The organism is Pseudomonas sp. AC169 (assembly GCF_979258515.1).
Window position 1 is genome coordinate 1,229,184 of sequence record NZ_OZ409866.1, and the last position, 24,900, is coordinate 1,254,083.

Here is a 24,900-nt window from a genome sequence, read left to right on the forward strand (position 1 = left end):
CCGTTTCGCTGGCAGAACCATGACCGAACTCGTGCTTATGCTTATCAGTGCTGCGCTGCTCAACAACTTCGTGTTGCACTGGCCGCTGGGCGTCGATCCGCTGCTGGCGGGCAGTCGTCGTCAGGTGCATGCATTGGGGCTGGCGACGTTGTGTCTGATGTTGGTCGTCGGTGTAGTCGGTTACCTGATCTGGCATTGGTTGCTGATGCCGCTGCAACTTGAATTCCTGCGCCTGTTCGTGTTTCTGCCGCTGAGCGTATTGCTGATCACGCCGCTGTTAAAGCTGCTGGCGCGCTGGCTCCCTGGCTTGCCGTTTGACGGATTATGGCCGCTGTTGCTGGGCAATGCCGGCGTACTCGGGCTGGCGCTGATCAACGCGCAAAACGATCAAGGCCTGCCGCAGGCGATAGCGCTAAGCCTCGGCGCCGGGCTGGGTTTCTGGCTGGTGCTGAGCCTGTTTCAGGATTTGCGTGAACGCACCGCCGACAACGATATTCCGCTGCCCTTTCGCGGCTTGCCGATCGATCTGATCGGCGCCGGACTGATCGCAGTGATTTTTCTCGGATTCAGTGGACTGATCAAAACATGAGTCTGATTCAACGCATCGATGCCCTCCTGCCCCAGACCCAATGCGGCAAGTGCGGCCATCCCGGATGCAAGCCGTACGCACAAGGCATCACTGAGGGTGAGCCGATCAACAAGTGCCCGCCGGGCGGTGACGAAACCATCGCCGCGCTGGCTGAGCTGTTGAAAGTGCCGGTGCTGGAACTGGACATCAGTCGCGGTTCGGCGCCGCCGCAAGTGGCGTTCATTCGTGAAGCCGAATGCATAGGCTGCACCAAGTGCATTCAGGCCTGCCCGATCGACGCGATCGTCGGTGCGGCAAAACTGATGCACACGGTGATCATTGACGAGTGCACCGGTTGCGACCTGTGTGTTGCGCCGTGCCCGGTCGATTGCATCGAAATGCATCCATTGCCGCCGAGCACGTTGCCGGTGGTGGGCGGCTTGGCCTTCAGTCTTGAAGAACAGCGCGCACGGGCGGCCAAACGCGATCACGCGCGCCAACGCTTTGAGCGTCGAAACGAACGCTTGCAACGCGAAGAACAACAGAAGCAGGCAGAGCGTGACGCGCGGGCGAAACGGGCGGCGCAACCTGAAATGAGCGCAACCGATCCGGTGCAGGCGGCGCTCGAGCGGGTGCGCGCACAGAAAGCGGCGACTGCGGATGCGGCGCTGAAGAAGGCCAAAATCGATGTAGCCATGAGCCGTGCGCAATTGCACAAATCGCTGAAAGCCTTCGGCCATCCGCCGACATTCGAGCAACAGGCTCAATTGATCGTGTTGCAGCAGCAATTCGAAGCGGCCGAACAGGCTCTGGCGGCCGTTGAAAGCAGCATTGCCCCAGCGCCCGTTGCACCGGCCCCCGCCAAAGACGCCGATTTGAAACGGGCGAAAATACAGTTGGCAATGCGTCGTGCCGAACTGAAAAAAGCCCAAACCGCAGAAGCGACGCCCGGACAGATCGCCGCGCTGGAACACGCATTGCGCGACGCCGAGCAGGCCCTGCACGCCGCCGAAGCTACAAGCGATCAGCCGTTGCCTGACCTGGTGCGCGTCGAAAAACGTCCGATCGACAACCAGCTTCGCCAATTGAAAACCGAATTGGCCTACGCCCGCGCCGACCTCAACAAACTTGAACGAGGCGCCGACACGCCGACGGAAATCCTCGACAAGGCCCGCGCCCGCCTGCAATACGCCGAGCGCCAGGTACAAGATCATGTCACCCCTTGAGGCACCGGACGATCGCCTGCAACAGGCGATGAAGCTGGTGCTGCTGGCCGCCTTGCCGGGGTTGCTGGCGCTGTTCTGGTGGTACGGCTGGGGCGTGCTGATCAATCTGCTGCTGGCGATCGTCGCCGCACTGATGGTCGAGGCCGGCGTCGCACGTCTGCGTCAACAGCCCATCCAGCCAGCGTTGAGCGACGGCAGTGCGTTGGTCAGCGCAACATTGCTGGCGGCCGCCCTGCCACCTTATTGCCCCTGGTGGCTGACGGTGATGGCGGTTGCTTTGGGACTGCTGTTCGGCAAGCACATTTACGGCGGCGTCGGTAGAAATCCGTTCAATCCGGCGATGCTCGGGTTTGCCTTGATCATGGTGATGTTCCCGCAACCGATGACCCACTGGCCGGCCCATGGCCTGGATCTGACGGCAACGTTTCAACAGGTATTCGGCGCAGGTCAGGCGCCGGACGCTTGGGCGCAGGCCACGGTGCTGGACAGCCTGCGCACCAACAAGAGCCTGACCATGGATGAATTGTTCGCCAGCAATCCGGCCTTCGGTCGTTTTGGTGGACATGGCGCCGAATGGGTGAATCTGGCGTTTCTCGCCGGCGGACTGTTTTTGCTGCAACGCCGGGTCTTCGGCTGGCACGCACCGGTGGGCATGCTCGCCAGTCTTTTCGTCGTCAGCCTACTGTGCTGGAACGGCGCAGGATCGGACTCGCATGGGTCACCGCTGTTCCATCTGCTCAGCGGGGCAACTATGCTCGGCGCGTTTTTCATCATCACTGAACCGGTTTCTGGTGCTAAAAGCGCACTGCCTCGCCTGCTGTTCGGCGCAGGTGTCGGGCTGCTGACTTATTTGATTCGCACGTGGGGTGGATACCCGGATGGCGTGGCATTTGCGGTGCTGTTGATGAATCTCTGCGTGCCGGCGCTGGAGCGATTTGCCGCAGCCCGTCAGGTTGAGGTGAGGTCATGAATCGCGCGGCCAGCGCGCTTATTGTGCTGCTGTTAGCGGTCATCGGCATCGGTGCGACGTACCTTGTACAACGTATTCACGCACCCCGGATTGCCGCTGAACAGCGCATGATCGAAAGCCGCAAACTGCTGGATCTGCTCCCGTTCGAAACCTACGACAATCAACCGCTTGAACAGCCTCTGGCTTTGACAGACATCACCTTGAGTCACAGCACCTTGTCGGGCGGCTATCGCGCGTCCCGAGGCGGCCAGACCGTCGCGATATTGCTGCGCAGTCAGACCGAGGGTTATGCCGGCGCCATTGAACTGTTGATCGCCATCGATGCCAGCGGCAAATTATTGGCTGTGAAAACCCTCAAACAGAGCGAAACCCCGGCACTCGGCGGGCATCTGGGGGACCGGCCGAATGCCTGGCTGCAAACGTTTACCGGCAAATCGGCCAATGAGCCGAGCGATGCAGGCTGGGCACTGAAAAAGGATCAGGGACAGTTTGATCAAATGGCGGGAGCAACCATCACCTCTCGGGCAGCGATCAGCGCGATACACGATGCCTTGCGCTACTTCGATGAACACCGCACGGCACTGCTGGGGAGCGGCACATGAACCGGTCGCCAGCCCTCTCGAACGCTTTGATGCTGACACTGCTGCTTGGCACCAGTGACTCCTTGGCGGGCGCCGTCGGGACATTATTGATGTTCGCCAGTGTCGTGGGACTGTATGGCCTGAGCATGGCTGCTCTACGTTATCGGCTCACAGGCACAAGCGCATTGCTGGCCAGCCTGCTGCTCGCCGCGACATTCACCAGTTGCGCAGACCTGTTGGCGCAACGCTGGTTTTTGCCCTGGCAGCAAACATTCGGCCTCTATACAGGCCTGATCGGGCTGCAATGCGTAGTACTGGAACACAACGGTTTCTGGCACCAATCGCTGGCCGAGCGCCTGAAACTCTGCGGCATGTTCGGCGGTTTGATATTGCTGCTCGCCGGGCTGCGTGAACTTGTCGGTCACGGTAGTCTCGGCAGAGGGTTCTCTGAAAACTGGCCCGGACTTGTTGTATTTAGCGAAGGGCTGCACCTGATCACCTTGATCCCCGGTGCTTTTATTTTGTTGGCGCTGCTGCTGGCGGCGCGTCAGGCGATGACTCGCCCGAACTCGATATCCAAGGAAACGCATCGTCCATGAATGCTGCAAAACGTCTGGAGATTTTCCGCCGCCTGCACGAAGACAATCCGGAACCAAAGACCGAACTGGCGTACTCCTCGCCGTTCGAACTGTTGATCGCCGTGATTCTTTCGGCGCAGTCGACTGACGTCGGCGTCAACAAGGCCACGGCAAAACTGTTTCCGGTCGCGAATACTCCGGCTGCGATCCACGCCTTGGGCGTCGAAGGACTATCTGAATACATCAAGACGATCGGCCTCTACAACAGCAAGGCCAGGAACGTCATAGAAACCTGCCGCTTGCTGGTCGAGCGCCATGGCAGCGAGGTCCCGCAAACCCGCGAGGAACTGGAGGCCTTGCCGGGAGTAGGCCGCAAGACTGCCAATGTCGTGCTCAACACCGCTTTCCGCCAATTGACCATGGCCGTCGACACCCACATCTTCCGGGTCAGCAATCGCACCGGCATTGCACCGGGAAAAAATGTGGTTGAAGTGGAAAAGAAGCTGATGAAGTTTGTACCCAAGGAATTCCTGCTCGACTCTCATCACTGGCTGATTCTTCACGGCCGTTATGTGTGCCTGGCCCGTAAGCCGCGTTGCGGCAGTTGCCGCATCGAGGATTTGTGCGAGTACAAAGACAAAACTTCGGACGATTGACCGACTATTGGAATAATTGATAAGTCGATTGAAAAAATCTTTTTTACCCGCCGCAGGAATATCGATATAAGGAGCGCCAAAGGCATTCTTAGCCGGGAGTTAGCTTATGAGTAGCGACAAAGAGCAACTGGACGTAGATGACGAATTTCCCGTTGCAGAAAATGAAGAAGCCGAACCGGTGGTCGAAGTTGCCAAGACCAATCTCAGCAAGCGCCGTACGATCGATAACCTGCTTGAGGAGCGCCGACTGCAGAAGCAATTGGCCGAATACGATTTTGATGACTGATATTTGAAAGCCTCCCGCAACGGAGGCTTTTCACTTTCTGCGGCTAACTGAGTTCGATCGGCCCATGACCCCTGTCAGCTATCGATACCTTCAGACCAGACCGTTACGTTGTGCCAACTCGATCAGATCAACCAGAGAACGTGCATTGAGCTTCAGCAACAAGCGCGTCTTGTAGGTGCTGACGGTCTTGTTGCTCAAAAACATGCCATCGGCGATTTCCTTGTTGGTTTTCCCCCTAGCCAACTGCTGCAACACCATCATTTCCCGCCCGGACAGACGATCCACCATGTCGGCTTCACTGGCATTGCCCAGACTGGTACGCACCGTATGCAAGGCCTGATTGGGAAAATAACTGTAGCCGGACAAAACTGCCTTGATCGCACTCAGCAACTCTGTCAGGTCCTGTTGCTTACAGACATAACCGGCCGCACCCGACTGCATGCAGCGCATTGAAAAGTGCCCGGGAGCCTGGGAAGTCAGCACCAGGACTTTAACAGGCATGGCCGTCGAGGTCAGGCGCGCGATAACTTCCAGACCATCAAGTTTTGGTATTCCAATATCCAGAATGACAATATCCGGCATTTGTTCTCGAGCAAGTTGTAACGCATCTACACCGTTATCAGTTTCTGCGATGACTTCGTAGCCATGACGTTCCATCAGCATACGTACCGCAAGACGAATGACAGGGTGATCATCCACGATCAGCACTTTATTCATGGGCAAGTCCAGTTTCGCTGTTCGAATTTTTAGAACACGCACAATAGCCCAGTCAATTGCCGTATGGCATGCCGGGGTTATCATGCACTTGCAACGAGAGACATCCCCTACAGCCATCGCGGATTAATCCTACAAAAAACCGCTCCCGCGCTAAACATCCGACGTAATGCCCTACGTCGCTCATGGCGATATTTCTCTTTTTAACTTGTAACAGACCACGACTAACGACATGGAAAGCGTCACTCGCCACAGAGGCGAATCAAGCCCGAGCAACCTTGACGCCCTTGAGTCTGCGCGCGACCGAAACTTTATTAAAAATCAGAAACACAACAAAACAGCAGACCTGCCGATGCTACAACACCGAGAACACATAAACACTTGAAACAAGATATTTATACCTGTGCAAATAATTTTGCTATAAAAATAAACCTCCGCACTCAACTAGCAAACAACCCAACGAACTTACCAACCATGAGAAAGATCAGACACAAGAGCACGAGCATGCTGAAAATAAAAAACAAGATCACTAACCCAATGACGGTGATCGCCATATTTGCTGCCATTTCGGAAACATCAGCCGCAGTATCTCTACCCTTCCTCGACAACAAGGACAGGGAGATTTACGTGTGGTTTTTAATCAGCTTCCCGTTTTATCTGTTATTTCTTTTCTTTATCACTCTAAACTTTAACTATCGCTCACTCTATTCGCCATCGGACTTCGGCAAAGACAAAAACTTTCTTAAAGTAATCGATAACAATGACCGCGATAACAAACGCCCCCCCTCAACACAAGAGCCAACTATACAAGGTACATTTGGACTATCAAGTTGTGTCGTGCCCAGTGAGTCAGGAACGCTGGACTGCAAAGACTCGTGCAAAGTGCATACCGCCCCCGACCCACCTTCGGATATCAACACGAAGTCGAACCTGATAGTTCAGCACAACATTCAGTTGCCCGCGTGGATCAGCAACCTGCATCTCATTGATGCACGGGATGTCGATGCGTCGACAGAATTAGCCACGATTCTGGAAAACATCCGAAACCTCGACAGGAAGACCACCCGGGTGGTCGTATTTCTTTCCAATCACGTGTCAGACGTTTTACTGACGCAGAATGCATTGCTGCAAACAAAGCAGGTAAAAAAAGGCTCAGGTAAAACGCTTTGCATTGTTTATAACCTGTGCTCACAAGCGGTAACGCTGTTGGGGCGGGCTTGAAGGACGGGACGCTGCCACCAGCGCGAATACCAGGAAGACGGTTCGCTCAGAAGCGGATAAAGAATCATGCAAAAAAGGGCGACCTTGTCTCGATGACAAGGCCGCCCTTTTCATTGTGCGTCAAACCGAAAGGCTTAGAACAGCTTGCGGCCCTTGTTGGCAGCAATGCGCATGCGCAGCGCGTTGAGCTTGATAAAGCCCGCCGCGTCGGCCTGGTTGTAAGCACCGCCGTCTTCTTCGAAGGTCGCGATGTTGGAATCGAACAGCGAATCGTCGGACTTGCGGCCGGTGACGATCACGTTGCCTTTGTACAACTTCAGGCGCACAACGCCGTTCACGTTGACCTGCGAAGCGTCGATCATCTGCTGCAGCATCAGACGCTCCGGGCTCCACCAGTAACCGGTGTAGATCAGGCTGGCGTATTTCGGCATCAGCTCGTCTTTGAGGTGAGCGACTTCGCGGTCCAGAGTGATCGACTCGATGGCGCGGTGAGCGCGCAGCATGATGGTGCCGCCCGGGGTTTCGTAGCAGCCACGGGACTTCATGCCAACGTAACGGTTTTCGACGATGTCGAGACGGCCGATACCGTGAGCACCACCGATCTTGTTCAGCGTCGCCAGCACGGTGGCCGGGGTCATTTCGACGCCGTCCAGTGCAACGATGTCGCCGTTACGGTAAGTCAGTTCCAGGTATTGCGCTTTGTCAGGAGCGTTCTCCGGGGAGACGGTCCATTTCCACATGTCTTCTTCGTGCTCGGTCCACGTATCTTCCAGCACACCGCCTTCATAGGAGATGTGCAGCAGGTTGGCGTCCATCGAGTACGGGGATTTCTTCTTGCCGTGACGCTCGATCGGGATCGCGTGCTTCTCGGCGTAGTCCATCAGCTTCTCGCGGGAGAGCAAGTCCCACTCACGCCATGGAGCAATGACTTTAACGCCTGGCTTGAGTGCATAGGCACCCAGCTCGAAACGCACCTGGTCGTTGCCCTTGCCGGTGGCGCCGTGGGAAATAGCGTCAGCGCCGGTTTCGTTGGCGATTTCGATCAGGCGCTTGGCGATCAATGGACGTGCGATGGAAGTACCCAGCAGGTACTCGCCTTCGTAGACGGTGTTGGCGCGGAACATCGGGAACACGAAATCACGCACGAATTCTTCGCGCAGGTCGTCGATGTAGATTTCTTTGACGCCCATGGCCTGAGCCTTGGCGCGGGCCGGCTCGACCTCTTCGCCTTGACCGAGATCAGCGGTGAAGGTCACCACTTCACAGTTATAAGTATCCTGCAGCCACTTGAGGATCACCGAAGTGTCCAGGCCGCCGGAATACGCCAGAACGACCTTGTTTACGTCCGCCATGCCATCACTCCACGGGGTTCTACGGAAAGCCGAGGAGTCTACCGCTCAAACGCGATAATTTACAGAGGCGCGACAGCTTAAGACGACAAAGCGACAGAATCTGTCGAGAGCGCGACGATGACCGGCGGGTCAGGAAGTCGCTGCGGTGCTGGCTGGCGTGCTCGCTTGCGGCGCCGGAGCCACTGTCGGCGCCACACGCGCCAGTTTGACATTGACCCGACGGTTCTTCGCGCGATTGGCCGCATTGGTGTTCGGCACGATCGGATATTGCTCGCCATGGAAGCGCACGGTGATCTGCGACTCCTGAATGCCGTTGGCCTTGAAAAAGTCGACCACTGCCAGCGCCCGGCGGCGCGACAGTTCACGGTTGGTCAGGCGATTGCCGCTGTTGTCGGAGTGGCCGTCGAGTTCGATGTGATTGACCGTCGGATCAGCCTTCATGAATTCGAGCATCACTTGCAGCTTGGCCTTGGCGGCGGAATCCAGATCGACGCCCTCGCCAGGGAAACCGATTTGCGACTGCTTGATCTGCTCGAAATTCTGCGGCAGCAATTTCGCCACACACGTCTGGTAATCGTTGAAGGCCTTGCTGAATTTGACCGGAAGCAAGCGGACTTCCGAGACGCGGCCATCGCCCGAGGCACGGCGTACAACGGGGCTGCGGCCGTCCAGCAGACCGCTGATCAGACCACCGGCCTGAGACTGCGAGCTGTTGAACAACACGTTGCCGCTGCCGAGCCTCACAGAGCCCAGATTGATGTCTCCACGGCCCGGCTGCCAAGGCGCCGCCGCTGCCAGCAACGTTGCAGAGCCGCCACCAAGCATAGCGTTATAGGCATTCAGACGGAATATCGCCTGTTCGCCGGCCTTGCGCACGAACTCACCCGAGCCGAAATCAGTGATTGGCTGGGTCAGACGACATTCGAACTTGTCGCCGGCGACCGTCCACTCAATGTTCTCCAGACGTGTCTGGTACGTGAGCGCCATCGCGGGAAGGCTGGCAAACACACTGAGCAAGGCTAAATAACGCTGGCGCACGGGAGGCTCCATTGGCTTCTGAAACACAAAGACCGATTCACACTATGTTTACGGCATACCTACGGGATATCGGAAGCTTCCCGCAAAACTTGATAGCGAGTGCCTGCAAGAGTCTTTTCCGGTAGCATTCGCCTCAGTTTGACCCGCCTGGAATCCCCTCATGTCCGACCGCCTGACCCTGCTGCGTCCCGACGACTGGCACATTCATCTTCGCGATGGTGCCGTGTTGACCAATACCGTTGCCGATGTTGCGCGCACTTTTGGCCGCGCGATCATCATGCCCAACCTGGTACCTCCGGTGCGCAACGCCGCTGAAGCCGACGGCTATCGCCAGCGGATTCTCGCTGCCCGCCCGGCCGGCAGTCGCTTTGAACCGCTGATGGTGCTGTACCTCACCGACCGCACCCAGCCCGAAGAAATTCGTGAGGCCAAGGCCAGCGGTTTCGTGTACGCCGCCAAGCTGTATCCGGCCGGCGCGACCACCAACTCCGATTCCGGCGTGACCAGCATCGACAAGATTCTGCCGGCGATCGAAGCCATGGCCGAAGTCGGCATGCCGCTGCTGATCCACGGTGAAGTCACCCGTGGCGACGTCGATGTGTTCGACCGCGAAAAGATTTTCATCGATGAGCACATGCGTCGTGTGGTCGAGCGCTTCCCGACGCTGAAAGTGGTGTTCGAACACATCACCACTGGCGATGCCGTGCAGTTCGTCAACGAGGCTTCGGCCAACGTTGGCGCGACCATCACCGCGCATCACCTGCTCTACAACCGCAACCACATGCTGGTGGGCGGGATTCGGCCGCACTTCTACTGCCTGCCGATCCTCAAGCGCAATACGCACCAGGAAGCCCTGCTCGACGCCGCCACCAGTGGCAGTGCGAAGTTCTTCCTTGGCACCGACTCGGCGCCGCACGCTCAGCACGCCAAGGAAGCCGCTTGTGGTTGCGCCGGCTGCTACACCGCGTACGCCGCCATCGAGATGTACGCCGAAGCCTTCGAACAGCGTAACGCGCTGGACAAGCTCGAAGCCTTCGCCAGCCTCAACGGCCCGCGTTTCTATGGCCTGCCGGCGAACACCGATCGCATCACCCTGGTTCGTGAAGAATGGACCGCCCCGACCAGCCTGCCGTTTGGCGAGCTGACCGTTATCCCGCTGCGCGCCGGTGAAAAGCTGCGCTGGCGCCTGCTGGAGGAACACGCGTGAGTGAAGACCATTTCGACGACGAACTGGACGGTCAAAGTGGTGGTGGCGGTTCCCGTCACCCGATGGCAGCACGCTTTCGCGGCTACCTGCCGGTTGTCGTCGACGTAGAAACCGGTGGCTTCAACTCCGCCACCGATGCGTTGCTGGAGATTGCTGCGACGACCATCGCCATGGATGAAAAGGGTTTCGTTTACCCCGATCACACCTACTTCTTCCGCGTTGAGCCGTTCGAAGGCGCCAACATCGAAGCAGCGGCGCTGGAGTTCACCGGGATCAAGCTGGATCACCCGCTGCGCATGGCGGTCAGCGAAGAAACCGCGCTGACCGACATCTTCCGTGGCATTCGCAAAGCGCTGAAGGCCAACGGCTGCAAGCGCGCGATCCTGGTCGGCCACAACAGCAGCTTCGATCTCGGCTTCCTCAACGCTGCGGTCGCGCGTCTGGACATGAAGCGCAACCCGTTCCACCCGTTCTCCAGCTTCGACACCGCGACCCTGGCCGGTCTGGCCTACGGTCAAACTGTACTGGCGAAAGCCTGCCAGGCAGCGGACATCGACTTCGACGGCCGTGAAGCGCATTCGGCGCGTTACGACACTGAGAAAACCGCTGAGCTGTTCTGTGGCATCGTCAACCGCTGGAAACAGATGGGCGGCTGGGAAGATTTCGACGACTGATCCTCGTTGAGTAAATCCCGCACATAAAAAAACCGGCCACTTGGGCCGGTTTTTTTTAATGCTTGTAGAGCTTAAATTCTCGGTCAATCCATACGACGTAAAATACCCGATGGTTCTTGTAACCCACCATTGCTACACGTTCGAAAGCCCGAAACACCAACAATCTGACATCACCTGTTAAAAAAGCAGGAATCCCCACTTTCAGGCTGTTTCTCTCAATTGTTTCACACCCATAGCGATGCCTATGCTCCTTGCGCAATTCTCTCCATGGCATCTTTCCCAGTATCCTGAGACGCTCAAGCATTTTCGACCGCTCGACGGCCTCGCAATCTTGAATGCACCAGCCATTCTGCAAATACTCAAATGAGAAAACCGGAGGTCGCGCTTCCGATGAATCCATTTCGATGGTGGACGTCCGTGCCGTTACTGTAACCGTCGCTTCGCGCTCCCTGCGCTTGAACTTGGCCATTTTCAGTTCACCAAATGCTCCCGGAAATACTCCTGCATCTCGCAGGCGGGAATTTCTCGGCTGAACTCACCCTCCTTGAAGTTGCTACGCCAAGGGGTCTCTTCATGCGTCAACTGGCGCAGTTTCCACGCCGAGAATTGGCCATAAACGTCGAACACTTCGTTGAGCAGACTTTGTTGTTTGGCACTGAAAACATCGGGGTTGAAATCATTTGGAGGAGGAATGGCACTCGATCCAAATTGGCTGAATCTTCGATACAGATCTGGAACCACTGGCCCGTGCATCCACGCTTCCAGCTTTTCAGGGAAGAGAGCCTCGCCATGGACGGCCAGACTGAACCCTTGAGCGTAATAAACCATTTTTTGAATCTTGAGATTGGAAATCTCGCCCTCATACCCTTCCAGGCTGAGGAAATAATCCGCAACGTCCAAGCTACTCGGCATTTGAATCCCCTTCTGCATCATGCAATCCATTGCACCGCTTTTACTGAAGTCAGGCGCGATTGAGGCCAAGGGCATCGCACTCGTACCCGGTTATCGCTCGACCACCACCCTATCCAACCACTGTTCAGTCATCCAGTATTTATTTCGGGCATTTGAAACAAATAATGCCGGCGGCTGCTTCTTATAATCCCGCGCACAAAAAAACCGGCCCTTGGGCCGGTTTTTTTGTGCCTCGACGTTGCGCCTTACAGGGCAGCAGCGTTCTCGGTCAGGTAAGCCGCAACGCCTTCTGGCGAAGCGTTCATGCCTTTGTCGCCTTTTTTCCAGTTGGCAGGGCACACTTCACCGTGCTCTTCGTGGAATTGCAGAGCGTCGACCAGACGGATCAGCTCTTCCATGTTACGACCCAGTGGCAGGTCGTTGATGATCTGCGAGCGGACAACACCTTTGTCGTCGATCAGGAACGCGCCACGGAACGCTACGCCGCCTTCCGACTCAACGTCGTAAGCCTTGGCGATGTCGTGCTTCATGTCGGCAGCCATGGTGTATTTCACCTGACCGATGCCGCCATTGTTCACTGGAGTGTTGCGCCATGCGTTGTGAGTGAAGTGCGAGTCGATCGACACAGCGATCACTTCAACGTTGCGTGCCTTGAAGTCGGCCATGCGGTTGTCCAGAGCGATCAGCTCGGACGGGCAGACGAAGGTGAAGTCCAGTGGGTAGAAGAACACCAGGCCGTATTTGCCTTTGATGGCCGAGGACAGGGTGAAGCTGTCAACGATCTCGCCATTGCCGAGTACGGCCGGGACGGTGAAGTCAGGGGCTTGTTTGCCTACGAGTACGCTCATTGATATCTCCTGGTGTAAAAACTTGAAGTTCAGGGTCCGCGCCAGCCTGCCACCCTCAGGCGACAGCCCTGTGACACGAACCCCCTTCGCAAGGGCCGACCATCATACACTGCCAATTTGGCCTGTCCTTAACGGTTTTTCAAAGCAGGCGCAGAACGGCGCTGCATTTACGGGGCCAGGCAAATCGCCAGCAAATACCGTTCGTCAGTCATGGCTGTTAATCAGCTGAAGCGTTCCGAAAGCACTTTGACAATCATTCTCGTTAACATTAAGATCCATCGCAATTGAGTCACAACCAGCGACGGTTCTCACTTATGTATGTTTGTCTCTGCACTGGCGTCACCGACGGACAGATCCGCGAAGCGATCTATGAAGGTTGCTGCAGCTATAAAGAAGTTCGCCAGGCTACTGGCGTCGCCAGCCAATGCGGCAAATGTGCCTGCCTTGCCAAGGAAGTCGTTCGCGAAACCCTGACCAAGCTGCAAACCGCCCAGGCCGCGATCCCCTATCCGGTAGAATTTACTGCTGCGTAATAACACCCCATTTCAAAGAACCGGACTTATGTCCGGTTTTTTTATGCCTGTAAATCAATTGCTTAGGCTCCAGACGCGGAACACAAACATTCTTATTCCGATTAATTTTCATATATTATTCAATAACTTAGGTTTGACACTTATAAGTACGAAGCTCAAACTCCGCCTTATATACAGCTAATACAGGGCAGGACTCCGATCATGAAAGGCGACATTACAGTCATCCAGCATCTCAACAAGATCCTTGCCAATGAGCTGGTCGCGATCAATCAGTACTTCCTGCATGCGCGCATGTATGAAGATTGGGGTCTGAACAAGCTCGGCAAGCACGAATACAAAGAATCCATCGACGAGATGAAGCACGCGGACAAGCTGATCAAGCGCATCCTGTTCCTCGAAGGCCTACCGAACGTGCAGGACCTGGGCAAGCTGCACATCGGCGAGCACACCCAGGAAATGCTGGAGTGCGATCTGCGTATCGAGAAGACCGGTCACGCTGACCTGAAGACCGCTATCGCGCATTGCGAAACCGTGGGCGACTTCGGCAGCCGCGAACTGCTCGAAGACATTCTCGAATCCGAAGAAGAACACATCGACTGGCTGGAAACCCAACTGGGCCTGATCGACAAGATCGGTCTTGAGAACTATCTGCAATCGCAGATGGGCGAAGAGTAAGTTAGCGCCCGCTAAATTCGAGACACTAAAAAGCCCCGCCCTCTTTCGAGGCGCGGGGCTTTTTATTGCCCGGATTGCGGTCAATACCGTAATCCCTGTGGGAGCCAGCCTGCTGGCGATAGCGTCATGTCAGCCGACAACGTCGTCAGCGGCAGAAAGCATTCGCGAGCAGGCTCGCTCCCACAAAAGCCGGATCAGGCTTCGGACTTGTTCGCCGCAGCCGCTTCAACAGCCGACTTGATGGTGGTTTGCAGCGAACCGTCTGCAGCCATCTCGGTCATGATGTCGCTACCGCCGACCAGCTCACCGCCGACCCACAGTTGCGGGAAAGTCGGCCAGTTGGCGTACTTCGGCAGGTTGGCGCGGATTTCCGGGTTCTGCAGGATGTCCACGTACGCAAACTTTTCGCCACAGGCCATGACAGCCTGCGCAGCTTTCGCGGAGAAGCCGCACTGCGGGGCATTCGGCGAGCCTTTCATGTAAAGCAGAATGGTGTTGTTGGCAATCTGCTCTTTAATCGTTTCGATGATATCCATGGAGCACCTCGGCTGAACTTTCCGACTCATGGGTCGGCACGGTGGCGCATTGTAACGGAATCCCGAGCGCCATGCTCGGTCTCCCCGTCAGACTAGATCAAGCCGCCGCCACCGTCACTGGCACACCATTCAACGCCGCGTTGCCAGACAACTCGTCGAGCTGGCAGTCATCGGTCAGATCGTTTGCGCTAGAACCGGGCTGGCTACTGGCAATTGCCATTTGCACACCCGGCCGCGCATGACCCCAGCCGTGCGGCAGGCTGACCACACCTTTCATCATGTCCAGACTGCCGATTACCTCGACTTCAATCTGCCCGACCCGCGAACTGACGCGCACCAATTGACCATCGTTGAGGCCACGGCTGGCGAGATCGTCCGGATGCATCAACAACTGGTGACGGGGTTTGCCCTTCACCAGACGGTGGTAGTTGTGCATCCACGAATTGTTGCTGCGCACATGGCGGCGGCCAATCATCAACAGTTCATCAGCGGCGGGTGCCTGCAACGCAGCGAAGCGCGCGAGGTCAGCGAGTATCTCGGGCGGCGCGGCCTGCACGTGTTGATCAGGCGTTTTCAGGCGCTGCGCCAGATTCGCTTTCAACGCCCCCAGATCAATCCCGTGCGGATGATCGAACAGCGTTGCCAGCGAGAGTTTTTGCTCAGCGTTATCACCATAAAGGCCCATGCGCAGCCCCATGTCGATCATCTTCGCCGGTGGCATGGTCGGTTTCAGCTCCTTGCCGGTCTTCTCGGCAAACGCCTTGGCCAGGCCAACGAAGATCTCCCAGTCATGCAACGCGCCCTCCGGCTTGGCGAGGATCGCGCGGTTGAAGCGGGTGACGTTGCGCACCGCGAACAGGTTGAACGTGGTGTCGTAATGATCGTTTTCCAGCGCCGAGGTCGACGGCAGGATCAGGTCGGCATAACGCGTGGTTTCGTTGATGTACAGGTCAATGCTGACCATGAACTCCAGACCGTCCAGCGCCTGTTCCAGTTGCCGTCCGTTAGGCGTCGACAGCACCGGGTTGCCGGCAACGGTGATCAACGCACGAATCTGGCCCTCGCCTTCGGTGAGCATTTCTTCAGCCAGCGCCGAGACCGGCAATTCACCGCCGTATTCAGGACGTCCCGAGACACGGCTCTGCCATTTGTTGAAATGCCCGCCTGAGGTGGACGCCACCAGATCCACGGCTGGTTCGGTACACAGCGCGCCGCCAACCCGGTCGAGGTTGCCGGTGACCAGATTGATCAACTGCACCACCCAGTGGCACAACGTGCCGAAGGCCTGCGTCGAAACGCCCATGCGCCCGTAGCAGACAGCACTCGGCGCGGCCGCGAAGTCGCGTGCCAACTGGCGGATCTGTTCAGCGGGAACGGCGCACAACGGACTCATGGTTTCAGCGGTAAACGCGGCGACTGCGGCGCGCACTTCGTCCAGACCATCGACCGGTAAATGACTGTCGCGGGTCAGGCCTTCACTAAACAGTGTGTTGAGCACACCAAACAACAACGCCGCGTCGCCACCCGGGCGCACAAACAGATGCTGATCAGCCATGGCCGCCGTCTCGCTGCGCCGTGGATCGACCACCACTACTTTGCCGCCGCGTGACTGAATCGCTTTCAGACGTTTCTCGACGTCCGGCACGGTCATGATGCTGCCGTTGGACGCCAGCGGATTACCACCGAGGATCAACATGAAATCGGTGTGATCGATGTCCGGAATCGGCAGCAGCAAGCCGTGGCCGTACATCAAGTAACTGCTCAGGTGATGCGGCAACTGATCGACCGAGGTCGCCGAGTAGCGATTGCGCGTCTTCAACAACCCCAGGAAATAATTGCTGTGGGTCATCAGCCCGTAGTTATGCACACTCGGGTTGCCCTGATAAACCGCCACGGCGTTCTGGCCATGACGCTCCTGAATCGCCGCCAGTTTCTCGGCAACCAGCGCAAACGCTTCGTCCCACTCAATCGGCAGCCATTCACTGCCCACACGGCGCATTGGCTGGCGCAGGCGATCGGGATCGTTCTGGATATCTTGCAGGGCCACAGCTTTGGGGCAAATGTGGCCACGACTGAACGTGTCGAGCGCATCACCCTTGATTGAGGTGATCGCGACATTGCCATCCGTTTCAGTGGTTTCGATGGTCAGACCGCAAATGGCTTCACACAGGTGGCAGGCACGGTGATGGAGAGTCTTGGTCATGGCCAGTCTCTGTCTTGTTCTGGGCAGGCAATCAGGCCCGCGGGAACAAAACTATGGCCCCGGCGCAGGTCATGCGCCAGCGACGTTCGTCTTGTGAATCGACGGTTATCAGGTGTGCCGATAGAACGCCGCGCTCAACTCGACGGCAGCTGTGGCGGTGCTGCCAGTTGAATTTCCTGGATGGTTTCGATCTGCTCGTGGGCGACGTGCACGCCGGTGAGTTCGCCGATCAATCGCCAGTGTTCGTCGAGACCGGCGCTGATGGTCGCCATACGGTCGATCATGTGCCGGCCGGCGGTTTTCACCACCTCGTCTTCGCTGCGCAGCAACTCGAAGGACATTGAGGTGACAGATGCGGTCAGGTGAGTCAGAGAACGAGCCGTGTGGCCCAGCAATTCCATTAACAGTTTTTCTTTCGATTCCATGCGGAGGCTTCCTGCGTCGCTCGAAACTTATTTATAACCCAGCACTTTGCTTTAGCAAATGTTTCAACCTGAGCATCCGACCAAGTGATGGCATGCCGCCACGGTCGTAAACCGACCCAAGCGACTCGATCCCCGCCACGGCGCATTGCCAAGCCCCGCGAGGCCAGTGTACAAAGGGACTCGCTGCTGTCCCGAACCCGACTTCAAATGCGCGACTGCAACATCCAGTGCGCCCTTCGATTTCCGCAAAAACCGTAGCCCATTGGAAAAACGCGACATTTAGTGTCAATATCGCGCCTTCCCCTATTTCGTCGCCCCGTGCGGCTTACGCCGCAGGTCTCGCCCGTTGTTCCGTTAAACAAGGCTTTGAGCATCTGCGGTTTGTAGCAAAAAGGTAGTCAATCATGAGCGCAAGGCACTTTCTCTCCCTGATGGATTGCACGCCCGAAGAGCTGGTCAGCGTGATCCGTCGAGGCGTTGAGCTCAAGGACCTGCGTAACCGCGGCGTACTGTTCGAGCCTCTGAAAAACCGCGTGCTGGGCATGATCTTCGAGAAATCCTCGACCCGCACCCGGATCTCCTTCGAGGCCGGCATGATCCAGCTCGGCGGTCAGGCGATCTTCCTGTCGCCGCGCGACACCCAACTGGGCCGTGGTGAGCCGATCGGCGACTGCGCCATCGTCATGTCGAGCATGCTCGACGCGGTGATGATCCGTACCTTTGCCCACAGCACCCTGACCGAATTCGCCGCCAACTCGCGCGTGCCGGTGATCAACGGCCTGTCCGATGACCTGCACCCGTGCCAGTTGCTGGCCGACATGCAGACGTTCCTTGAGCACCGTGGCTCGATTCAGGGCAAGACCGTGGCCTGGATCGGCGACGGCAACAACATGTGCAACAGCTATATAGAAGCGGCGATCCAGTTCGACTTCCAGTTGCGCATCGCCTGCCCGGAAGGCTACGAGCCAAACCCTGAGTTCGTCGCCAAGGCTGGCGATCGTGTGACCATCGTCCGTGATCCGCAGGATGCCGTGCGCGGCGCGCATCTGGTAAGCACCGATGTCTGGACTTCCATGGGTCAGGAAGAGGAAACTGCCAAGCGCCTCAAGCTGTTCGCGCCGTTTCAGGTCAACCGTGCGTTGCTCGACCTCGCTGCCGAGGACGTGCTGTTCATGCATTGCCTGCCGGCACACCGTGGCGAAGAAATCAGCCTCGACCTGCTTGATGACCCGCGCTCCGTCGCCTGGGATCAGGCAGAAAACCGTCTCCACGCACAAAAGGCCCTGCTCGAGTTCCTCGTCGAACCGGCATATCACCACGCATGAGTCATGAATTACTGCTGAACCTGCGCAACCTCGCTTGCGGCTATCAAGATCAACGTGTGGTGCAGAACCTCAATCTGCACCTCAACGCCGGTGACATCGGCTGCCTGCTCGGCTCGTCCGGCTGCGGCAAGACCACCACCCTTCGCGCAATTGCCGGTTTCGAACCGGTACACGAAGGTGAAATCACCCTCGGCGGCGAAACCATTTCCAGCGCCGGTTTCACTCTGGCGCCGGAGAAACGCCGGATCGGTATGGTGTTTCAGGACTACGCGCTGTTTCCGCACCTGAGCGTCGCCGACAACATTGCCTTCGGTATTCGCAAGCACCCGAACAAGGCGCGAGTGACCGAAGAGCTGCTCGAACTGGTCAACCTGAAAAACCTTGGCAAACGCTTCCCGCACGAGTTGTCCGGCGGCCAGCAACAGCGCGTCGCCCTCGCCCGTGCGTTGGCGCCGGAGCCGCAATTGCTGCTGCTCGACGAGCCGTTCTCCAACCTCGATGGCGAATTGCGGCGCAAGCTCAGTCATGAAGTGCGCGACATCCTCAAGGCCCGTGGCACCAGCGCGATTCTGGTGACCCACGACCAGGAAGAAGCCTTCGCCGTCAGCGATCACGTCGGGGTGTTCAAGGAAGGTCGACTGGAACAATGGGACACGCCGTACAACCTGTATCACGAACCGGCAACGCCCTATGTGGCCAGTTTTATCGGACAGGGTTACTTCATTCGCGGCCAGCTCGGCAGCCCGGAATCGGTGCAGACTGAACTGGGCGAGCTGCGCGGCAATCGGGCTTACACCTGGCCGATTGGCGGCGCGGTGGATGTGTTGCTGCGTCCGGATGACATCGTTTATGCGCCGGACAGTGCGTTGAATGCGCGAATCGTCGGCAAGACGTTCCTTGGCGCGTCGACCCTGTATCGCCTGCAATTGCCGACGGGTGCGCAGCTGGAATCGATTTTCCCGAGCCACGCCGATCATCAGGTGGGGGCGGAGGTGGGGATTCGGGTTGCTGCTGAGCATCTGGTCTTGTTCCAGGCTTCCGGCAGCACCGCCGCCCAAATCCCGGCAGTGGAAAACGGCGTCCGCCGCTATAGCACCGCCCTCTGATCCGCCCTGGATCAAAACTGTGGGAGCGAGCCTGCTCGCGAATACAATCTATCAGTCACAGATGATTTGACTGACCGACCATATTCGCGAGCAGGCTCGCTCCCACAGGTGTTTTTGGGCTAGCCCAACAACAATGTACCGCTCGCAACCAACGTCGCATGCCCGCCAATCTTCACCCGCTCACCTTCCAACCGACAGAACAGCTCCCCGCCCCGCGCCGAACGCTGGCATGCGGTGAGGCTCGTTTTGCCCAGACGCTTCGACCAATACGGAATCAGGCTGCAATGCGTCGAGCCGGTCACCGGATCTTCATTGATGCCGATCGCCGGTGCGAAATAGCGCGAGACGAAGTCGTGCTGATTGCCCCGCGCCGTGACGATCGCGCCCAGCCACGGCAGTTTGGCCAACGCGACCATGTCCGGTTGGCAATCGAGCACTGCCTGCTCCGATTCCAGCACCACAAACAGCTCGTTGGAGCCAAGCACATCAACGGCTGCAACACCCAGCGCCCGTTCGACATCCAGGGTCACGCCAATCTCGGACGGCACGATCGAAGGGAAATCCAGCCACAAGCGCCCCCCTTCACGGCTGACGCTCAACGGCCCGGATTTGCTGGTGAAGTCGATACGTTCGGCGGTTTCTTTGTAGATCTCGAACAACACATGTGCGCTGGCCAGCGTAGCGTGCCCGCACAAGGGTACTTCAGTGGTCGGGGTGAACCAGCGGATATGCCACGCCGCCCCTTCTCGGACCAGAAACGCGGTTTCCGCCAGATTGTGCTCAGCGGCGATCTGCTGCATCAGCTCATCCGCAAGCCACGCATCCAGTCGATAAATCATCGCCGGATTGCCACTGAATGGCCGATCACTGAACGCGTCGACCTGATGAAACTCGAGCTGCATAACCTTCTCCCTAAGTCAGGCGGCAGAGCATGCAACCGTAAGGCGCTCAGCGCCAGTGACAAAACCTGCCGATTTTCTGCATACAGCGATAACGGTTATGCGCGGCCAATGTCGGCGAATTTCGCCTGGGTGTATTCGGCGAGCACGGCAGGTGCCAATTCAACTTCCAGCCCGCGCCGGCCGGCACTGACATAAATAGTCGCAAAACCCTGAGCCGAGTTATCGATGAAGGTGCGCAGGCGTTTCTTCTGCCCCAATGGGCTGATCCCGCCCAACAAATAACCGGTGGAGCGCTGCGCCGCTGCCGGGTCAGCCATCTCGACCTTTTTCACCCCTGCCGCATGCGCCAGACCTTTGAGGTCGAGGCTTCCGACGACCGGCACCACCGCCACCAGCAATTCACCTTTTTCACTGGCCGCCAGCAGGGTTTTAAACACCTGTGCCGGTTCAAGTGCCAGTTTCTCTGCGGCCTCCAGCCCATACGATGTGGCTTTTGGGTCATGTTCGTAACTGTGCACGCGATGTTCGGCACGAACTTTTTTCAACAAGTCCAACGCAGGGGTCATGGCAGCTCCAGGCTCGGCAGTGACAGAAAAATACTGCGTCGGATTCTAGGCGATCACATCTCAAAAGGCTCTATTCCAAGCCGCGTTTCCCGTGGCTTGCAGCTGTTTCAAGCGATCCAGCCTGCGACGAGCGCGAAGGATCATTCACGCAACGAATAGTTTTATTGTGACCGATGGTTCACTTTCGACCTTTGACAGGTTTGTTTCTTGTCTATATTTTTTCGAATCTGAATAATGTAAGAATTATCATCATCGCAGCACTCAGCAGTAAACCGAGGACGGAATGGGGATTCCTACTTGGAGAAAATCGCGCCTTGCCCTGACGGCATTGCGCCAGACAACAACAAAAACCGAGGTTTTCAATGACAACTGCTTTACAGCAACCAACGCTCTCAAGCCAATGCATGGCCGAGTTTCTGGGTACGGCTCTACTGATCTTTTTCGGCACTGGTTGTGTCGCCGCGCTCAAGGTCGCGGGCGCCAGCTTCGGACTGTGGGAAATCAGCATCATCTGGGGCGTCGGCGTGAGCATGGCGATCTACCTCACCGCCGGCGTTTCCGGCGCGCACCTGAACCCGGCCGTGAGCATCGCGCTGGCGATCTTCGCTGACTTCGAAAAGCGCAAACTGCCGTTCTATATCCTTTCCCAGATCGCGGGCGCCTTCTGCGGCGCGCTGCTGGTTTACACGCTGTACAGCAATCTGTTCTTCGATTTCGAACAAACTCACCAAATGGTTCGCGGCTCGGCCGCCAGCCTTGAATTGGCCTCGGTATTCTCGACCTTCCCGAACCCGGTGCTTTCGACCGCTCAGGCGTTCCTGGTGGAGATGATCATCACCGCGATCCTGATGGGCGTGATCATGTCGCTGACCGACGACAACAATGGCCTGCCGAGAGGCCCACTGGCGCCGCTGCTGATCGGCCTGCTGATCGCGGTGATCGGCAGTTCGATGGGCCCGCTGACCGGTTTCGCGATGAACCCGGCGCGTGACTTCGGTCCGAAACTGATGACTTTCTTCACAGGTTGGGGTGAAATTTCCTTCACTGGCGGCCGTGATATTCCGTATTTCCTGATTCCGATTTTTGCACCGATTGTCGGTGCCTGCCTCGGCGCTGCCGGGTATCGCGGGCTCATCGCCCGTCACCTGACCGGCGCCACACCTGCTACAAAGGATGCAGAACCGGCCATTGACGGCAAACCAAGAACTTCTTGAAACAGTCGGCGCAGGCTCCTGCCCTATAGAGCCTGCGCCACGGCCCACTCTCCCTTATTTCGTCCAAGGCAATCGACATGACCGACATTCAGAATAAGAACTACATCATTGCCCTCGATCAGGGTACGACCAGCTCCCGCGCGATCATTTTCGACCGCGATGCGAACGTGGTCTGCACCGCGCAGCGCGAGTTCGCTCAGCATTACCCGCAGGCCGGTTGGGTCGAACATGACCCGATGGAAATCTTCGCCACCCAGAGCGCGGTGATGGTTGAAGCGCTGGCCCAGGCCGGCCTGCATCACGACCAGGTTGCAGCCATCGGTATCACCAACCAGCGTGAAACCACCGTGGTCTGGGACAAGACCACCGGCCGCCCGGTGTACAACGCGATCGTCTGGCAGTGCCGCCGCAGCACCGAGATCTGCCAGCAGCTCAAGCGCGATGGCCACGAAGAGTACATCCGCGACAACACCGGCCTGGTCACCGACCCGTACTTCTCCGGCACCAAACTGAAGTGGATCCTCGACAACGTCGAAGGCAGCCGCGAGCGTGCACGCAACGGCGAGCTGCTGTTCGGCACCGTCGATAGCTGGCTGATCTGGAAATTCACTGGCGGCAAAGTACACGTCACCGACTACACCAACGCCTCGCGCACCATGCTCTTCAACATCCACTCGCTGGAGTGGGATTCGAAGATGCTCGAGATCCTCGACATCCCGCGCGAAATGCTCCCGGAAGTGAAGGCTTCTTCGGAAATCTACGGCCGTACCAAGAGCGGCATCGCCATCGGCGGTATCGCCGGCGACCAGCAAGCCGCACTGTTCGGCCAGATGTGCGTCGAGCCGGGCCAAGCGAAAAACACCTACGGCACCGGCTGCTTCCTGCTGATGAACACCGGCGACAAAGCGGTGAAATCCCAACACGGCATGCTCACCACCATCGCTTGCGGCCCGCGTGGCGAAGTTGCTTACGCACTGGAAGGCGCAGTGTTCAACGGTGGTTCCACCGTGCAGTGGCTGCGTGATGAACTGAAAATCATCAACGACGCCCACGACACCGAATACTTCGCCAATAAAGTGAAGGACAGCAACGGCGTGTACCTGGTACCGGCATTCACCGGTCTCGGTGCTCCGTACTGGGACCCGTATGCCCGTGGCGCATTGTTCGGCCTGACGCGCGGCGTGCGCGTGGATCACATCATCCGCGCCGCGCTGGAATCGATCGCCTACCAGACCCGCGACGTGCTCGACGCCATGCAACAGGATTCCGGCGAACGCCTCAAAGCCCTGCGCGTTGACGGCGGTGCGGTGGCGAATAACTTCCTCATGCAGTTCCAGGCCGACATCCTCGGCACGCAGGTCGAGCGTCCGCAAATGCGCGAAACCACGGCACTCGGCGCGGCGTATCTGGCCGGTCTGGCGTGCGGTTTCTGGGGCAGCCTGGAAGAACTGCGCGGCAAAGCGGTGATCGAGCGCGAGTTCGAGCCGAGCCTCGACGAAACCGAAAAGGAGAAGCTGTACAAGGGCTGGAAAAAAGCCGTCAGTCGTACCCGTGATTGGGCGCGTGAAGACGCTGAATAAGCCAACCTTCAGAGACTGATAGGCAACTAACTGGTAGGGAGCGGATTCCTGCGGCATCATGGGCAAATTTTGCACGGCAGCCCAAAGGAAGCCCCATGAATCTGCCTCCCCGTCAGCAGCAAATCCTCGAGCTGGTCCGCGAACGCGGCTATGTGAGCATCGAGGAAATGGCCACGCTGTTCGTTGTTACCCCGCAAACCATCCGCCGCGACATCAATCAGCTCGCGGAAGCCAATCTGCTGCGTCGCTACCATGGCGGCGCCGCCTACGATTCCAGCGTCGAAAACACTGCCTATGCGATGCGCGCCGATCAGATGCGCGATGAAAAACAACGCATCGGTGAAGCCATCGCCGCACAGATTCCCGATCACGCCTCGCTGTTCATCAATATCGGCACCACGACCGAATCGATTGCCCGCGCCCTGCTCAATCACAATCATCTGAAGATCATCACCAACAACCTGCACGTGGCGTCGATGCTCAGCGCCAAGGATGATTTCGATGTGCTGCTGACGGGTGGCAACGTGCGCCGTGACGGCGGTGTGGTCGGTCAGGCGAGCGTGGATTTCATCAATCAGTTCAAGGTGGACTTCGCGCTGGTCGGGATTAGCGGGATTGATGAAGACGGTAGTTTGCTCGACTTTGATTATCAGGAAGTACGGGTTTCGCAGGCGATCATCGCCAATGCGCGGCAGGTGATTCTGGCAGCCGACTCGAGCAAGTTCGGGCGCAACGCAATGATCCGGTTGGGGCCGATCAGTCTGATTGATTGTTTGGTGACCGATCAGCAGCCTGTGCCGGCGTTGGCGCAGTTGTTGAGCCAGCACAAGATTCGGCTAGAAGTCGTTTAACCCCCAAGATCAAAAGATCGCAGCCTTCGGCAGCTCCTACAGGTCAGGTGACCCAATGTAGGAGCTGCCGAAGGCTGCGATCTTTTGCTTTTAATGTTCGAAAATTTTCCTTTCCCCACCCTTCGATGAGTTTTTTCAATCGAACGTGACTGG

Annotated in this window: 28 protein-coding genes; 17 read left to right on the plus strand and 11 right to left on the minus strand. The window is 57.6% G+C overall.

Annotated features, from left to right (window positions below):
- The first annotated feature begins 19 nt into the window (after nucleotides 1-19).
- The 7 genes from ACZZ0G_RS05500 to ACZZ0G_RS05530 all read left to right on the plus strand — a co-directional run bounded on the left by ACZZ0G_RS05500 (nucleotide 20) and on the right by ACZZ0G_RS05530 (nucleotide 4,865).
- Nucleotides 20-589: an electron transport complex protein RnfA gene (locus ACZZ0G_RS05500; RefSeq protein ID WP_463555557.1), complete on the plus strand. Its 570-nt coding sequence runs from the start codon at nucleotides 20-22 to the stop codon at nucleotides 587-589.
- Nucleotides 586-1,794, plus strand: coding sequence for an electron transport complex subunit RsxB (gene rsxB / locus ACZZ0G_RS05505; RefSeq protein WP_463555558.1), 1,209 nt, complete (start codon nucleotides 586-588; stop codon nucleotides 1,792-1,794). The genes ACZZ0G_RS05500 and rsxB overlap by 4 nt, the downstream gene beginning before the upstream one ends.
- Nucleotides 1,781-2,764: an RnfABCDGE type electron transport complex subunit D gene (locus ACZZ0G_RS05510; RefSeq protein ID WP_463555559.1), complete on the plus strand. Its 984-nt coding sequence runs from the start codon at nucleotides 1,781-1,783 to the stop codon at nucleotides 2,762-2,764. Before rsxB ends, ACZZ0G_RS05510 begins: the two co-directional genes overlap by 14 nt.
- The gene (locus ACZZ0G_RS05515) at nucleotides 2,761-3,366 is read left to right on the plus strand and encodes an RnfABCDGE type electron transport complex subunit G (RefSeq protein ID WP_463555560.1); all 606 of its coding nucleotides are present in this window, start codon (nucleotides 2,761-2,763) and stop codon (nucleotides 3,364-3,366) included. The genes ACZZ0G_RS05510 and ACZZ0G_RS05515 overlap by 4 nt, the downstream gene beginning before the upstream one ends.
- A complete protein-coding gene (locus ACZZ0G_RS05520; protein WP_463555561.1) occupies nucleotides 3,363-3,944 on the plus strand; it encodes an Rnf-Nqr domain containing protein in 582 nt (193 codons plus the stop codon). The genes ACZZ0G_RS05515 and ACZZ0G_RS05520 overlap by 4 nt, the downstream gene beginning before the upstream one ends.
- Nucleotides 3,941-4,579 carry an endonuclease III gene (nth, locus tag ACZZ0G_RS05525; RefSeq protein ID WP_134178324.1) on the plus strand — a complete coding sequence of 213 codons (639 nt, stop codon included), beginning with the start codon at nucleotides 3,941-3,943 and terminating at the stop codon, nucleotides 4,577-4,579. Before ACZZ0G_RS05520 ends, nth begins: the two co-directional genes overlap by 4 nt.
- Nucleotides 4,580-4,685: 106 nt before the next feature.
- Nucleotides 4,686-4,865 carry a PA3496 family putative envelope integrity protein gene (locus ACZZ0G_RS05530; protein WP_463555562.1) on the plus strand — a complete coding sequence of 60 codons (180 nt, stop codon included), beginning with the start codon at nucleotides 4,686-4,688 and terminating at the stop codon, nucleotides 4,863-4,865.
- A gap of 90 nt (nucleotides 4,866-4,955) precedes the next feature.
- Here the strand turns inward: ACZZ0G_RS05530 and ACZZ0G_RS05535 are convergent, their stop codons facing one another.
- Complete coding sequence (locus tag ACZZ0G_RS05535) at nucleotides 4,956-5,582, minus strand: response regulator transcription factor (RefSeq protein WP_122598861.1); 627 nt, start codon at nucleotides 5,580-5,582, stop codon at nucleotides 4,956-4,958.
- 501 nt (nucleotides 5,583-6,083) lie between these two features.
- Here ACZZ0G_RS05535 and ACZZ0G_RS05540 point away from each other — a divergent pair.
- Nucleotides 6,084-6,800 (plus strand): hypothetical protein, encoded by a 717-nt coding sequence (locus ACZZ0G_RS05540; RefSeq protein ID WP_463555563.1) that lies wholly within the window; start codon nucleotides 6,084-6,086, stop codon nucleotides 6,798-6,800.
- Nucleotides 6,801-6,934: 134 nt separating this feature from the next.
- On the opposite strand, the gene ACZZ0G_RS05545 is transcribed toward ACZZ0G_RS05540, so the two are convergent.
- Both ACZZ0G_RS05545 and ACZZ0G_RS05550 read right to left on the minus strand, forming a co-directional pair.
- Nucleotides 6,935-8,152: an argininosuccinate synthase gene (locus ACZZ0G_RS05545; RefSeq protein WP_007916658.1), complete on the minus strand. Its 1,218-nt coding sequence runs from the start codon at nucleotides 8,150-8,152 to the stop codon at nucleotides 6,935-6,937.
- A 129-nt stretch (nucleotides 8,153-8,281) separates the two neighbouring features.
- On the minus strand, nucleotides 8,282-9,190 hold the full coding sequence (locus ACZZ0G_RS05550; protein ID WP_463555564.1) for a flagellar protein MotY: 909 nt from the start codon (nucleotides 9,188-9,190) through the stop codon (nucleotides 8,282-8,284).
- 160 nt (nucleotides 9,191-9,350) lie between these two features.
- Between ACZZ0G_RS05550 and pyrC the strand changes: the two genes are divergently transcribed.
- Both pyrC and rnt read left to right on the plus strand, forming a co-directional pair.
- Nucleotides 9,351-10,397: a dihydroorotase gene (gene pyrC, locus ACZZ0G_RS05555; RefSeq protein WP_007916661.1), complete on the plus strand. Its 1,047-nt coding sequence runs from the start codon at nucleotides 9,351-9,353 to the stop codon at nucleotides 10,395-10,397.
- The gene (gene rnt, locus ACZZ0G_RS05560; protein WP_007916667.1) at nucleotides 10,394-11,071 is read left to right on the plus strand and encodes a ribonuclease T; all 678 of its coding nucleotides are present in this window, start codon (nucleotides 10,394-10,396) and stop codon (nucleotides 11,069-11,071) included. The genes pyrC and rnt overlap by 4 nt, the downstream gene beginning before the upstream one ends.
- 55 nt (nucleotides 11,072-11,126) lie before the next feature.
- Here the strand turns inward: rnt and ACZZ0G_RS05565 are convergent, their stop codons facing one another.
- The 3 genes from ACZZ0G_RS05565 to ACZZ0G_RS05575 form a co-directional block, all read right to left on the minus strand.
- Nucleotides 11,127-11,540 carry a hypothetical protein gene (locus tag ACZZ0G_RS05565; RefSeq protein ID WP_463555565.1) on the minus strand — a complete coding sequence of 138 codons (414 nt, stop codon included), beginning with the start codon at nucleotides 11,538-11,540 and terminating at the stop codon, nucleotides 11,127-11,129.
- A 2-nt stretch (nucleotides 11,541-11,542) separates the two neighbouring features.
- The gene (locus ACZZ0G_RS05570; protein WP_463555566.1) at nucleotides 11,543-12,001 is read right to left on the minus strand and encodes a Panacea domain-containing protein; all 459 of its coding nucleotides are present in this window, start codon (nucleotides 11,999-12,001) and stop codon (nucleotides 11,543-11,545) included.
- A gap of 227 nt (nucleotides 12,002-12,228) precedes the next feature.
- Nucleotides 12,229-12,831: a peroxiredoxin gene (locus ACZZ0G_RS05575; protein ID WP_003227723.1), complete on the minus strand. Its 603-nt coding sequence runs from the start codon at nucleotides 12,829-12,831 to the stop codon at nucleotides 12,229-12,231.
- A 314-nt stretch (nucleotides 12,832-13,145) separates the two neighbouring features.
- Between ACZZ0G_RS05575 and ACZZ0G_RS05580 the strand changes: the two genes are divergently transcribed.
- Together ACZZ0G_RS05580 and bfr are read left to right on the plus strand one after the other, a co-directional pair.
- Nucleotides 13,146-13,364 (plus strand): bacterioferritin-associated ferredoxin, encoded by a 219-nt coding sequence (locus ACZZ0G_RS05580; protein WP_003227725.1) that lies wholly within the window; start codon nucleotides 13,146-13,148, stop codon nucleotides 13,362-13,364.
- A gap of 201 nt (nucleotides 13,365-13,565) precedes the next feature.
- Nucleotides 13,566-14,039 carry a bacterioferritin gene (gene bfr, locus ACZZ0G_RS05585; protein WP_038369075.1) on the plus strand — a complete coding sequence of 158 codons (474 nt, stop codon included), beginning with the start codon at nucleotides 13,566-13,568 and terminating at the stop codon, nucleotides 14,037-14,039.
- A gap of 194 nt (nucleotides 14,040-14,233) precedes the next feature.
- Here bfr and grxD read toward each other — a convergent pair whose 3' ends face one another.
- The 3 genes from grxD to ACZZ0G_RS05600 form a co-directional block, all read right to left on the minus strand.
- A complete protein-coding gene (gene grxD / locus ACZZ0G_RS05590; protein WP_007916674.1) occupies nucleotides 14,234-14,575 on the minus strand; it encodes a Grx4 family monothiol glutaredoxin in 342 nt (113 codons plus the stop codon).
- A gap of 97 nt (nucleotides 14,576-14,672) precedes the next feature.
- A complete protein-coding gene (locus ACZZ0G_RS05595; protein WP_463555567.1) occupies nucleotides 14,673-16,778 on the minus strand; it encodes a molybdopterin oxidoreductase family protein in 2,106 nt (701 codons plus the stop codon).
- A 134-nt stretch (nucleotides 16,779-16,912) separates the two neighbouring features.
- Nucleotides 16,913-17,203: a hypothetical protein gene (locus ACZZ0G_RS05600; RefSeq protein ID WP_038369077.1), complete on the minus strand. Its 291-nt coding sequence runs from the start codon at nucleotides 17,201-17,203 to the stop codon at nucleotides 16,913-16,915.
- A 404-nt stretch (nucleotides 17,204-17,607) separates the two neighbouring features.
- Between ACZZ0G_RS05600 and argF the strand changes: the two genes are divergently transcribed.
- Together argF and ACZZ0G_RS05610 are read left to right on the plus strand one after the other, a co-directional pair.
- Entirely contained in the window at nucleotides 17,608-18,528 is a 921-nt protein-coding gene (gene argF / locus ACZZ0G_RS05605; protein ID WP_100845205.1) for an ornithine carbamoyltransferase, read from the plus strand.
- A complete protein-coding gene (locus tag ACZZ0G_RS05610) occupies nucleotides 18,525-19,634 on the plus strand; it encodes an ABC transporter ATP-binding protein (protein WP_463555568.1) in 1,110 nt (369 codons plus the stop codon). Before argF ends, ACZZ0G_RS05610 begins: the two co-directional genes overlap by 4 nt.
- Before the next feature lie 119 nt (nucleotides 19,635-19,753).
- Here the strand turns inward: ACZZ0G_RS05610 and ACZZ0G_RS05615 are convergent, their stop codons facing one another.
- Together ACZZ0G_RS05615 and ybaK are read right to left on the minus strand one after the other, a co-directional pair.
- The gene (locus ACZZ0G_RS05615) at nucleotides 19,754-20,536 is read right to left on the minus strand and encodes a PhzF family phenazine biosynthesis protein (RefSeq protein WP_463555569.1); all 783 of its coding nucleotides are present in this window, start codon (nucleotides 20,534-20,536) and stop codon (nucleotides 19,754-19,756) included.
- A 95-nt stretch (nucleotides 20,537-20,631) separates the two neighbouring features.
- Nucleotides 20,632-21,102, minus strand: coding sequence for a Cys-tRNA(Pro) deacylase (ybaK, locus tag ACZZ0G_RS05620; RefSeq protein ID WP_463555570.1), 471 nt, complete (start codon nucleotides 21,100-21,102; stop codon nucleotides 20,632-20,634).
- A 362-nt stretch (nucleotides 21,103-21,464) separates the two neighbouring features.
- On the opposite strand from ybaK, the gene ACZZ0G_RS05625 reads away from it, so the two are divergent.
- The 3 genes from ACZZ0G_RS05625 (at nucleotide 21,465) to ACZZ0G_RS05635 (ending at nucleotide 24,747) form a co-directional block, all read left to right on the plus strand.
- A complete protein-coding gene (locus ACZZ0G_RS05625; protein WP_158955184.1) occupies nucleotides 21,465-22,316 on the plus strand; it encodes an MIP/aquaporin family protein in 852 nt (283 codons plus the stop codon).
- Nucleotides 22,317-22,393: 77 nt separating this feature from the next.
- A complete protein-coding gene (glpK, locus tag ACZZ0G_RS05630) occupies nucleotides 22,394-23,896 on the plus strand; it encodes a glycerol kinase GlpK (RefSeq protein ID WP_077574371.1) in 1,503 nt (500 codons plus the stop codon).
- Nucleotides 23,897-23,991: 95 nt separating this feature from the next.
- Complete coding sequence (locus tag ACZZ0G_RS05635; protein ID WP_007916700.1) at nucleotides 23,992-24,747, plus strand: DeoR/GlpR family transcriptional regulator; 756 nt, start codon at nucleotides 23,992-23,994, stop codon at nucleotides 24,745-24,747.
- The last annotated feature ends 153 nt before the right edge of the window (nucleotides 24,748-24,900 follow it).

Bases quoted from the DNA above. Each gene is read 5' to 3' on its own strand.
- ACZZ0G_RS05575 (WP_003227723.1), bottom strand. From the start codon at position 12,831: ATGAGCGTACTCGTAGGCAAACAAGCCCCTGACTTCACCGTCCCGGCC.
- ACZZ0G_RS05580 (WP_003227725.1), top strand. From the start codon at position 13,146: ATGTATGTTTGTCTCTGCACTGGCGTCACCGACGGACAGATCCGCGAA.
- ACZZ0G_RS05610 (WP_463555568.1), top strand. From the start codon at position 18,525: ATGAGTCATGAATTACTGCTGAACCTGCGCAACCTCGCTTGCGGCTAT.
- ACZZ0G_RS05530 (WP_463555562.1), top strand. From the start codon at position 4,686: ATGAGTAGCGACAAAGAGCAACTGGACGTAGATGACGAATTTCCCGTT.
- ACZZ0G_RS05595 (WP_463555567.1), bottom strand. From the start codon at position 16,778: ATGACCAAGACTCTCCATCACCGTGCCTGCCACCTGTGTGAAGCCATT.
- ACZZ0G_RS05535 (WP_122598861.1), bottom strand. From the start codon at position 5,582: ATGAATAAAGTGCTGATCGTGGATGATCACCCTGTCATTCGTCTTGCG.
- nth (WP_134178324.1), top strand. From the start codon at position 3,941: ATGAATGCTGCAAAACGTCTGGAGATTTTCCGCCGCCTGCACGAAGAC.
- argF (WP_100845205.1), top strand. From the start codon at position 17,608: ATGAGCGCAAGGCACTTTCTCTCCCTGATGGATTGCACGCCCGAAGAG.
- ACZZ0G_RS05520 (WP_463555561.1), top strand. From the start codon at position 3,363: ATGAACCGGTCGCCAGCCCTCTCGAACGCTTTGATGCTGACACTGCTG.
- ACZZ0G_RS05515 (WP_463555560.1), top strand. From the start codon at position 2,761: ATGAATCGCGCGGCCAGCGCGCTTATTGTGCTGCTGTTAGCGGTCATC.
- ACZZ0G_RS05540 (WP_463555563.1), top strand. From the start codon at position 6,084: ATGCTGAAAATAAAAAACAAGATCACTAACCCAATGACGGTGATCGCC.
- ACZZ0G_RS05565 (WP_463555565.1), bottom strand. From the start codon at position 11,540: ATGGCCAAGTTCAAGCGCAGGGAGCGCGAAGCGACGGTTACAGTAACG.
- pyrC (WP_007916661.1), top strand. From the start codon at position 9,351: ATGTCCGACCGCCTGACCCTGCTGCGTCCCGACGACTGGCACATTCAT.
- ACZZ0G_RS05600 (WP_038369077.1), bottom strand. From the start codon at position 17,203: ATGGAATCGAAAGAAAAACTGTTAATGGAATTGCTGGGCCACACGGCT.
- ACZZ0G_RS05510 (WP_463555559.1), top strand. From the start codon at position 1,781: ATGTCACCCCTTGAGGCACCGGACGATCGCCTGCAACAGGCGATGAAG.
- rsxB (WP_463555558.1), top strand. From the start codon at position 586: ATGAGTCTGATTCAACGCATCGATGCCCTCCTGCCCCAGACCCAATGC.
- ACZZ0G_RS05635 (WP_007916700.1), top strand. From the start codon at position 23,992: ATGAATCTGCCTCCCCGTCAGCAGCAAATCCTCGAGCTGGTCCGCGAA.
- glpK (WP_077574371.1), top strand. From the start codon at position 22,394: ATGACCGACATTCAGAATAAGAACTACATCATTGCCCTCGATCAGGGT.
- ACZZ0G_RS05570 (WP_463555566.1), bottom strand. From the start codon at position 12,001: ATGCAGAAGGGGATTCAAATGCCGAGTAGCTTGGACGTTGCGGATTAT.
- grxD (WP_007916674.1), bottom strand. From the start codon at position 14,575: ATGGATATCATCGAAACGATTAAAGAGCAGATTGCCAACAACACCATT.
- ACZZ0G_RS05500 (WP_463555557.1), top strand. From the start codon at position 20: ATGACCGAACTCGTGCTTATGCTTATCAGTGCTGCGCTGCTCAACAAC.
- ACZZ0G_RS05615 (WP_463555569.1), bottom strand. From the start codon at position 20,536: ATGCAGCTCGAGTTTCATCAGGTCGACGCGTTCAGTGATCGGCCATTC.
- ACZZ0G_RS05545 (WP_007916658.1), bottom strand. From the start codon at position 8,152: ATGGCGGACGTAAACAAGGTCGTTCTGGCGTATTCCGGCGGCCTGGAC.
- ybaK (WP_463555570.1), bottom strand. From the start codon at position 21,102: ATGACCCCTGCGTTGGACTTGTTGAAAAAAGTTCGTGCCGAACATCGC.
- bfr (WP_038369075.1), top strand. From the start codon at position 13,566: ATGAAAGGCGACATTACAGTCATCCAGCATCTCAACAAGATCCTTGCC.
- ACZZ0G_RS05625 (WP_158955184.1), top strand. From the start codon at position 21,465: ATGACAACTGCTTTACAGCAACCAACGCTCTCAAGCCAATGCATGGCC.